The organism is Pseudomonas donghuensis, from assembly GCF_000259195.1.
Classification (GTDB): Bacteria; Pseudomonadota; Gammaproteobacteria; order Pseudomonadales; family Pseudomonadaceae; genus Aquipseudomonas; species Aquipseudomonas donghuensis.
The window spans coordinates 116,950-125,325 of sequence record NZ_JH650764.1 but is presented as its reverse complement, the minus strand read 5'-3'; the positions used below and the strand labels follow the sequence as shown (position 1 = coordinate 125,325).

Sequence of the window (8,376 nt, the reverse complement as noted above, 5' to 3'; positions counted from 1 at the left end):
CCCCCCCCCCCCCCCGCCACTGACTGGCGGGTTGGCCGGGGCCTGGCTCTGCAGCGGCTGTGGATCACGGGTGCCGCTGCCGAAGATACTCGACAAAAAGCCGCCACTGCTGCTCGGTGCGGTGGCTGCAACCTGGGCCTTGGCCTGCTTCAGCTCGGCCTGCAGTTGCTGGTTCTGTTCGTCCAGGCGCTTGAGCGCCGCTTCCTGCACCAGGATCGCCTGAGCCATGTAGTAAGGCGCCGCCGGTTGCTGCTGCAGGTGTTCGGCAATGCGTGCCTGGGCCTGGGCATCGCGTGGCACGGCCGGGTCCTCGGCTTGCTTGAGTCGACCGAACAGGCCGTCGATCAGGGTTTGTTCTTCACTGTTCATGGGCAACCTCACTGCAAAACCGGAAAAATCGAGTACAGGTAAAATGGGGTGCCAGGACGATAGATTCAACACAAGCCGGGATTAAACTTTCTTCAGGTTGGCCAGCGCCTGGGCTAAAGTGACGCCCTGCTTTTCTTCAATGCGATATCGACCGATGAATCCGCTTAGTGTTCTGCGCGACTCCGTGTATTTCTTCCGCCGCCACCTGCTGAGCATTGCCCAGCTGTGCCTGCCGCTGGTGGTGCTCGAAGCGCTGTGCACCCAGCTGCTGAACCAGCAACTGGGCGAGGATGCCTCTCCAGGCTATGGCATGCTGGTCAGCCTGCTGTTCTACCCGTTGTACAGCGCCGCGCTGATCCTCTACCTCGACACCCGCAGCAACGGCTACACCCCGCTCAAGCGCAACCTGCTGGCCATGGCCTTGCGCCTGTGGCCGTCATTCGCCCTGATGGTGATGCTCAGCTCGCTGCTGATCATGGCCGGCGCCGCGCTGTTCATCATTCCCGGCATCTGGGTGATGATCCACCTGGTGTTTGCCGAATACGCCCTGGTGCTGCGTGGCCTGCCACCGATCGAAGCCATGCGTACCAGCTTTCAGATGACCACCGGCAACTTCTGGCGCATCTTCAGCTGCATCCTCGGCGTGCTGGCACCGCTGTGGCTGATCGACGGCCTGAGCATGATGCTGGTGCCCGAGCCTTCTCCGCTGGCGCAACTGGCCCTCGACAGTGCCAACGGCTTCCTGCAGCTGTTCAGCACCGTGGTGATGTTCCGCCTGTACATGCTGGTCAGCGAACCGATTGCAGAGCCACCGGTATCCTGACTGGTTAGCGGACGAACGGCTCGGGTATGCTTGGCAGTGACCTGCCAAGCCAAGCCGAGCCGATGACCCGACTACTGCGCAACGCACTGCTGACCCTGCTTGTTCTGTTCGCCCTGCTGTGGCTGCTGGCCACGCAGTTGAGCTGGCAACCCGAGCCGCGCGAAACCCTGCCGGTTAGCTGTCGCGCCAGCAATGCAGCGCTGGTGCCGGGCCAGGTGCTCAAGGTGATGACCTGGAACGTGCAGTACCTGGCCGGCAAACGCTACGTGTTCTGGTACGACCAGGGCCGTGGCGAAGACACCCGCCCTACCGCCGAAGACCTCGCCTTCAACCTCGATGAAGTGGCACGGGTGATCCGCGCCGAACAGCCGGACATCGTCCTGCTCCAGGAGCTGGACAACAACGCCAAGGCCAGCGACTACCAGGACCAGCTGGCACTGCTGCGCGAGCGTCTGGTGGATATCTATCCGTGCGCGGTGCAGGCCTACGACTGGAAAGCCGATTTCGTCCCCGACTGGCATATTTTCGGCAGCGTCGGCCGCAGCCTGGCGACCCTGAGCCGCTACCCGATCAAACAGGCCGAACGCGTGCAATTGCCGGTCGCCGCCGGCAACGCCCTGCAGCGCTTGCTGCAACCTCAGCAAGCCATCCTTGCCAGCTACCTGCCACTGCGCGACGGCGGCCAGTTAGCGGTACTCAACACCCGCCTCGCCCCCTTCGAGGCGGGCAGCGATATCCAGCGCCAGCAGGTGCAACAGCTAACGCGACTGCTCGACAAGCTCGAAAGCCAGGGCACCCCCTGGTTGATCGGCGGCGACTTCAACCTGCTGCCGCTCGGCCAGTACCGGCGCCTGCCGGCCGAACTGCGCGGTCAGTACAGCGCCGACAGCGACTTGCACCTGCTCTGGGACAAGTACCCGATGATCCCCAGCAATGCCGAAGCCAGCGGCGCCGACCGCGCGGCCTGGCTGACCCACTACCCCAACGACCCTAATCTGCAGGGGCCGGACCGCACCCTCGATTATTTGTTGCACAGCCCGAAGCTGCAGCGTTTGGAGGCACGGGTGATTCAGCAAGACACCCTGGAGATCTCCGATCACCTGCCGGTGACGGCGCGCTTGTTGTTGCCTGCACAACCGTAATTATTTGCGTGGCTTGGCCCGCGCGGTAGCCTCGGCGACCAAAGGGTCATCCGGCCAATAGTGCTTGGGGTAGCGCCCCTTCAGATCCTTCTTCACCTCGGCGTAGGTGCTGCGCCAGAAGTTGGCCAAATCCTGGGTCACCTGCACCGGCCGCCGCGCGGGCGACAGCAGGTGCAGCAAGACCTGTTGCCGTCCCTGGGCAATACGTGGGGTTTCGGCCAGGCCGAACAGCTCCTGCAGGCGCACAGCGAGGATCGGCGGGGTTTCGCTGTAATCCAGGCGGATGTTCGAACCCGATGGCACACTCAGGTGCACCGGCGCCCATTCATCCAGGCGCTGGGGCAGCGGCCAGGGCAGCAGGTTGCGCAGGATCGACGAGAGGTCGAGCTGGGCGAAATGGCTCAGGCGGGTGACCTTGCCCAGGTAGGGCTGCAGCCAGTCGCCAAGGCTGGCCAGCAGTGCGGCATCGCTCAGGTCCGGCCATTGGCTCTCACCCTGGGTTGCCAGGTCGAGCTGGCGCAACAGCGCCACGCGCGCCTGCCACTGGCGCAGCTCGGGGGTCCACGACAGCAGCTCCAGGCCTTTGCGCCGCACCAGTTCCAGCAGCGCGCGGGCGCGGGCGTCTTCATCCAGGCCGGTCAGCGGCTCTCGGCTGAGCACCAGCTCACCGACCTTGCGTTGACGTTCGGCACGCAACACGTTTTCGCGTTCGTCCCAGTCGAGGATATCCAGGCTGCGCACCTGTTCGGCCAGGACCCCGTCGAACAACGCCGGGTCGAAATCGGCGGCCAGATAAATGCGCTCCTCGCGCTGGCCCTGACGGCTACCCAGGTCGGCGATCACCAGCCACGGATGTTTCATCAAGGCATCGGCTTCGCCGAACAGCGCGGCACGGCCGTTGGCCAGGCGATATTCAGCACCGCCGGCACGCCGCTGTTGGGCAACCCGGTCCGGGTAGGCCAGCGCCAGCAAGGCACCCAGCCAGCGCGAATGGTCAGGGTCGGCTACAGCTGAAGTGGCTTTGCCACGTAAATAGCCACGGTACTGACGGGCCAGTTGCCGGGCGCGCTGCACACCGCCCTGCCCGCCTTTGGCCGCGCGGGTTTCGCCGCTGAGCAGGGCCAGGCGGTTGTGCAGGTCGGCACCGCCGCCACGCAGGATGTCGCGCTCACCGAGCAATGCGGCGACATCACAAGCCCTGTCGACCAGGCCCAGATCCTGGCCGCGCAGCAGCAGGTGGGCGATGCGCGGATGCGCCGGCAATTCGGCCATGGCCTGGCCGTGGATGCTGAGGCTGTCCTGGCTGTCGGCCTTGAACGCGCCCAAGCGCTGCAGCAGATCCAGCGCCTGGCCGTAGGCGGCAGCTGGCGGCTGGTCGAGCCAGCGCAGTTGCTCGGGGGCGACGCCCCAGCGCGACAACTGCAAGGCCAGGCCGGCCAAATCGGCCTGGAGGATCTCGGCAGCGCCGTACGCCGCCAATTGCTCATGCTGGGCTTCGGACCACAAGCGGTAGCACACGCCGGGCTCTAGCCGTCCGGCCCGGCCGGCGCGCTGGGTGGCGCTGGCGCGGGAGATACGCTGGGTGTCCAGGCGGGTCATGCCACTACCGGGGTCGAAGCGCGGCACCCGGGCAAGGCCGGCATCGACCACCACCCGCACACCATCGATGGTCAGGCTGGTCTCGGCGATGTTGGTCGCCAGCACCACCTTGCGCAGGCCGGCGGGTGGCGTGTCGATGGCAGCGCGCTGGGCATTGAGGTCAAGCTCGCCGTGCAGTGGGCAGAGCAAGATGTCACGGCGCTCACCGAGGGCGTCCTGCAAGGCCTGATTCACACGGCGAATCTCCGCCTGTCCCGGCAGGAACACCAGCACGCTGCCCGACTCATCAGTGATGGCCTGGAGCACCGTATCGACCACCCGCGGCTCGATGAACTCGCCCGGCTGGAAGGGGCGGCCCCACCGCACATCGACCGGGTACATGCGCCCTTCGCTGCTGACTACCGGGGCGTCGTCGAGCAGGCTCGACAGACGCTCGCCCTCAAGGGTCGCCGACATCAGCAGGATTTTCAGCGGCGGCTCATCGCGCAACAGCTCACGACCGTTGAGGCTCAGGGCCAGGGCCAGGTCGGCATCGAGGCTGCGCTCGTGGAATTCATCGAAGATCAGCAGGCCCACGCCATCCAGGGCTGGATCGGCCTGCAGCCGACGGGTGAGAATCCCTTCGGTGACCACCTCGATCCGCGTGTTCGGGCCAACCTTGCTGTCCAGGCGAATGCGGTAACCGACCGTTTGCCCGACCTGCTCGCCCAGCTCACTGGCCAGCCGCTCGGCTGCCGCCCGTGCCGCCAGGCGCCGCGGTTCAAGCATGAGGATGCGCTGCCCGGCCAGCCACGGCTCATCGAGCAGCGCCAGCGGTACACGGGTGGTCTTGCCAGCGCCAGGGGGCGCTTCGAGCACTGCTTCGTGGCGCTGGCCCAAGGCCTCGCGCAAGGCCGGCAGTACGGCATCGATCGGTAATGATTTCATGGTGGTCCTCAAACAATCCGCCGAGTATAACGGCGAACCGAGCCCGCCTTATCATGGTCTTAGCTGTAGGTACCGGCTCTTTGCCTGTATCGTTGCGGCCTTCATTCCGGAGATTTCCATGCGTATTCCCTCCCGTGTCATTGGCGGCGTCGTGGTCGCCACCCTGCTGACCCAACTGACGGCCTGCGGCACCCTGTTCTTTCCCGATCGGCGCGGCCAGATAGAAGGCAAGATCGACCCGGTGGTCGCCGCCCTCGACGCTATCGGCATCCTCTTCTATGTGATTCCCGGCCTGATCGCCTTTGGCATCGACTTCGCCACCGGCGCCATCTACCTGCCTGGCGGCACCACGGCCCAGGTCGCGCCCGAGAAGCTCAATGAAGCCATCAGCGCCGACGGCAAAGTCGACAACAGCAAGCTGCAGGCTATTCTCGAAAGCGAACTGGGCCAGCGCCTGCCACTCAACGACCCGCGCCTGATCCAGCACAAGGGCAGCGTCGAACAACTGGCCATGTATGGCCTCAAGCCCGCGGCTTGACCTCTGACAGGAAGCCACCTTCGGCATGACTCCCTCGGCTGAACACCAACGCCTGCTGCGCCTGGCCACCCGCGCCTCGCTGGCGGTGGCCAGTATCCTGATCCTGACCAAGGCGGTGGCCTGGTGGCTCAGCGGTTCGGTCAGCCTGCTGGCCGGGCTGACCGATTCGGCCCTCGATGGCGTGGCGTCTTTCCTCAATTTGCTGGCGGTGCACTATGCCCTGCGCCCGGCCGATGACGATCATCGCTACGGCCACGGCAAGGCCGAGGCCATGGCGGGCATGGCCCAGGCGCTGTTCATTGCCGTCAGTGCGGTGCTGATAGGCGTGCAGGCGGTGGAGCGGCTGCAGAATCCACAACCGCTGGCAGAAACCGGCGTTGGCATTGCAGTGATGGTGCTGTCACTGGTGCTGACCATTGCCTTGCTGATGCTGCAGGGCAAGGTAATCCGCATCACCGGCTCAAACGCGGTGCGCGCCGACTCACTGCATTACCGTTCCGACCTGCTGCTCAACGGCAGCATTCTGGTAGCCCTGGTGCTGGCGCGCTTCGGCTGGCCGCAGCTGGATGCGATTTTCGGCCTGGGCATCGCCCTGTACATCCTCTGGAGCGCCCTGCAGATTGGTCGCGAGAGCAGCTCGATCCTGATGGACCAGGAACTGCCCAGTGACATCAGCGAGCAGATGCTGGCGCTGGCCTGCAGTGTGCCCGGGGTGTGTGGCGCCCATGACTTGCGCACGCGGGTATCGGGTAGCCACTGGTTTGTGCAATTGCACCTGGAGTTGCCCGGGGACCTGCCGCTGACCCAGGCCCATGCCTTGTGTGACCAGGCTGCGGCGGCGATCAACAGCCAGTATCCGAAGGCGGAAGTACTGGTGCATGCGGATCCGGTGATGTGAGGCCATTGGCAAGGCTGTGCCTTGCATCGCCGGCAAGGCCGGCTCCCACAATGGAACTGCATGCACCGTTAAACTGTGGGAGCTGGCCTTGCCAGCGATGGACTGCGCAGCAGCCCCCGGTTCAGTTGACGCTATACCCCCGCCCGCTCAAACAAGCACCCTGCGCCCGCCGATAGTTATCGGCCACCTGCGCCGACGGCGCATAACTGGCCGCAGCCGGATCAAAGCCGGTCTGCTGCACCGCCCAGCGATGGCATTCATAACGGTCACGATCAAGCTGCTGAGGGCTCTGGCCCTGAGCCGGGTAAGCGATCACCTCATAACCGGGGCCACTCTGCTGCGGCGCACTGGCCGTCGGTGGATTGACCACCACGTATTCACGGCTGTCCTCCAGGTACTGGTAATACGTACCCGCCGCAAGGAACAACAACGCACTGCCACTCCACACTTCGCGCGCGTAATCGGGCAGGTAGTTGACCCGCACGCCATACGGCGGTGTCACCACCACATAGCGCGGGCCTTGCGGGCGATACCAGTAGCCGCCGGAATAAAAGTAATCATGCCCGCGATAGGGCACTTTCCAGTAGCGCTCGGGGAAGCGCTCGATGGTCTGCCCCGGACGATACTGCGGCCCCGGGCCCCACCCATTGCCATGGCCATCCGGATGCCCGGCGCCACCGGCCTGGTAATAGCGGTTGTCGTTGCGTCGCGGAATGTCCTGGTAGTAGCCGGTACGCGGCGCCTGGGTCTGACGCACTTCATCGGGCCGCGACTGCAACGGTGAAGCCCCCTGCCCTTCGGCCAGTAGAGGCAGATTGACACTCATGCACAGCAAACCAACACCTGCCATACGCCAGACGCGCGACTTCATGCTTTTCCTCTCGGACCGGTAACAAGGGGCCTGGGATTACTTTATCAGGCCGTCTGCAACGGGGTATCGGCCGCCAGATGAAATTTGCCAGGCAATAAAAAAGGGAGACCCTGGGGTCTCCCTTTGAGAATTTTGTCCGTGCTCGGCGCTTGTGACACCGGCTCACCTCACGCCGTCTTGTGGACAGTGTGTAGCCCGGGGGCCGAGCACAACCGGGTGGGGTTGCTGGCCGCGGCTGGCCTGATTAGGCCCGCCGCACTGGACTGATGTCCGGGCAGTGATTCTGGTGATAAGAATACGGCGAAGGCAGCGACAGATGATTGCTAAGATTGCTCAATTAAATATCACTTGCGCAATTTTTGCCTAAAGATTGATAATTCGACGCAATCGAAACAGAAAAGGCCAACCCCATGAGCAAGCTTGACCGCTATGACCTGAGCATTCTTGCCGAATTGCAGCGCGATGCGCGTATCTCCAACCAGGAACTGGCCGAACGCATCGGCCTGTCGCCTTCGCCCTGCTCGCGCCGGGTCAAGCAACTGGAAGACGACGGCTACATTGCCCGCCAGGTCGCCCTGCTCGATCGCAAGAAGCTCGGCCTGAGCCTGACCGCCTACGTATTGATCGGCATGGACCGCCACACCCCCGAGCGCTTCGAGACCTTCGAGGCAGCGATCCGCAGCCTGCCGCAAGTACTCGAATGCAGCCTGGTCACCGGGATGGATGCCGACTACCAGCTAAAAGTCGTAGTGCCCGACATGGACCATTACCAGCAACTGCTGCTCGGCCACCTGACGCGCATTGAAGGCGTAACCAGCGTGCGCTCCAGCTTCGTCCTCAACCAGGTACTGGCCAGCACCGAACTGCCGCTCACGCACCTGCGTTAGTCAGGCTGGCAACTGGGGCGTATAATCGCGCGCCTCAACCTGCCGGAGAGTATCGATGGATCCTGCGTTGTTCGAAGAGTGGATGATGACCATCCTGGTCACCATCCTCATTGGTTTCATGGGTTTTATCGTCTGGGACCTGGCGAAAAAATCCAAAGCCGGCAAGTTCGGCACCTTCATCCTGTTTTTCGTGCTGGGCCTGGGCATCCTCGCCTTCATCATCAAAAGCGTGGTGATCGGCTTTATCGAAGGCGTTTAAAGCTTGGCCGGCACTTCCCGCCACTGGCCTTGATCAAGGCCATCCAGGCTCCAGTCGCCGATC

9 protein-coding genes are annotated in these 8,376 nt (G+C 63.9%); 6 read left to right on the top strand and 3 right to left on the bottom strand.

The window, feature by feature from the left end; all coding sequences use genetic code 11:
- On the bottom strand, window positions 1-369 hold a 369-nt coding region (locus UW3_RS29520), incomplete at its 3' end, for a DUF2076 domain-containing protein (protein WP_010222934.1).
- A 154-nt stretch (window positions 370-523) separates the two neighbouring features.
- Between UW3_RS29520 and UW3_RS0113045 the strand changes: the two genes are divergently transcribed.
- Both UW3_RS0113045 and UW3_RS0113040 read left to right on the top strand, forming a co-directional pair.
- A complete protein-coding gene (locus tag UW3_RS0113045) occupies window positions 524-1,192 on the top strand; it encodes a DUF7847 domain-containing protein (protein WP_010222933.1) in 669 nt (222 codons plus the stop codon).
- Window positions 1,193-1,254: 62 nt separating this feature from the next.
- The gene (locus UW3_RS0113040; RefSeq protein ID WP_026001309.1) at window positions 1,255-2,334 is read left to right on the top strand and encodes an endonuclease/exonuclease/phosphatase family protein; all 1,080 of its coding nucleotides are present in this window, start codon (window positions 1,255-1,257) and stop codon (window positions 2,332-2,334) included.
- Here the strand turns inward: UW3_RS0113040 and hrpB are convergent, their stop codons facing one another.
- Window positions 2,335-4,860 carry an ATP-dependent helicase HrpB gene (gene hrpB / locus UW3_RS0113035; protein WP_010222931.1) on the bottom strand — a complete coding sequence of 842 codons (2,526 nt, stop codon included), beginning with the start codon at window positions 4,858-4,860 and terminating at the stop codon, window positions 2,335-2,337.
- A gap of 118 nt (window positions 4,861-4,978) precedes the next feature.
- Here hrpB and UW3_RS0113030 point away from each other — a divergent pair, with 118 nt between their 5' ends.
- Window positions 4,979-5,398: a hypothetical protein gene (locus UW3_RS0113030; protein ID WP_010222930.1), complete on the top strand. Its 420-nt coding sequence runs from the start codon at window positions 4,979-4,981 to the stop codon at window positions 5,396-5,398.
- A gap of 25 nt (window positions 5,399-5,423) precedes the next feature.
- The gene (locus tag UW3_RS0113025; protein WP_010222929.1) at window positions 5,424-6,296 is read left to right on the top strand and encodes a cation diffusion facilitator family transporter; all 873 of its coding nucleotides are present in this window, start codon (window positions 5,424-5,426) and stop codon (window positions 6,294-6,296) included.
- A 121-nt stretch (window positions 6,297-6,417) separates the two neighbouring features.
- On the opposite strand, the gene UW3_RS0113020 is transcribed toward UW3_RS0113025, so the two are convergent.
- A complete protein-coding gene (locus tag UW3_RS0113020; RefSeq protein WP_010222928.1) occupies window positions 6,418-7,167 on the bottom strand; it encodes a DUF6515 family protein in 750 nt (249 codons plus the stop codon).
- A 410-nt stretch (window positions 7,168-7,577) separates the two neighbouring features.
- On the opposite strand from UW3_RS0113020, the gene UW3_RS0113015 reads away from it, so the two are divergent.
- Both UW3_RS0113015 and UW3_RS0113010 read left to right on the top strand, forming a co-directional pair.
- Window positions 7,578-8,054 (top strand): Lrp/AsnC family transcriptional regulator, encoded by a 477-nt coding sequence (locus UW3_RS0113015; RefSeq protein WP_010222927.1) that lies wholly within the window; start codon window positions 7,578-7,580, stop codon window positions 8,052-8,054.
- A gap of 55 nt (window positions 8,055-8,109) precedes the next feature.
- Window positions 8,110-8,313 (top strand): DUF2788 domain-containing protein, encoded by a 204-nt coding sequence (locus tag UW3_RS0113010; RefSeq protein ID WP_010222926.1) that lies wholly within the window; start codon window positions 8,110-8,112, stop codon window positions 8,311-8,313.
- The last annotated feature ends 63 nt before the right edge of the window (window positions 8,314-8,376 follow it).

What these genes read in the sequence shown, in the direction of transcription:
- UW3_RS0113045 (WP_010222933.1), top strand. Translation starts at nt 524, where the DNA reads ATGAATCCGCTTAGTGTTCTGCGCGACTCCGTGTATTTCTTCCGCCGC.
- UW3_RS0113040 (WP_026001309.1), top strand. Translation starts at nt 1,255, where the DNA reads ATGACCCGACTACTGCGCAACGCACTGCTGACCCTGCTTGTTCTGTTC.
- hrpB (WP_010222931.1), bottom strand. Translation starts at nt 4,860, where the DNA reads ATGAAATCATTACCGATCGATGCCGTACTGCCGGCCTTGCGCGAGGCC.
- UW3_RS0113030 (WP_010222930.1), top strand. Translation starts at nt 4,979, where the DNA reads ATGCGTATTCCCTCCCGTGTCATTGGCGGCGTCGTGGTCGCCACCCTG.
- UW3_RS0113025 (WP_010222929.1), top strand. Translation starts at nt 5,424, where the DNA reads ATGACTCCCTCGGCTGAACACCAACGCCTGCTGCGCCTGGCCACCCGC.
- UW3_RS0113020 (WP_010222928.1), bottom strand. Translation starts at nt 7,167, where the DNA reads ATGAAGTCGCGCGTCTGGCGTATGGCAGGTGTTGGTTTGCTGTGCATG.
- UW3_RS0113015 (WP_010222927.1), top strand. Translation starts at nt 7,578, where the DNA reads ATGAGCAAGCTTGACCGCTATGACCTGAGCATTCTTGCCGAATTGCAG.
- UW3_RS0113010 (WP_010222926.1), top strand. Translation starts at nt 8,110, where the DNA reads ATGGATCCTGCGTTGTTCGAAGAGTGGATGATGACCATCCTGGTCACC.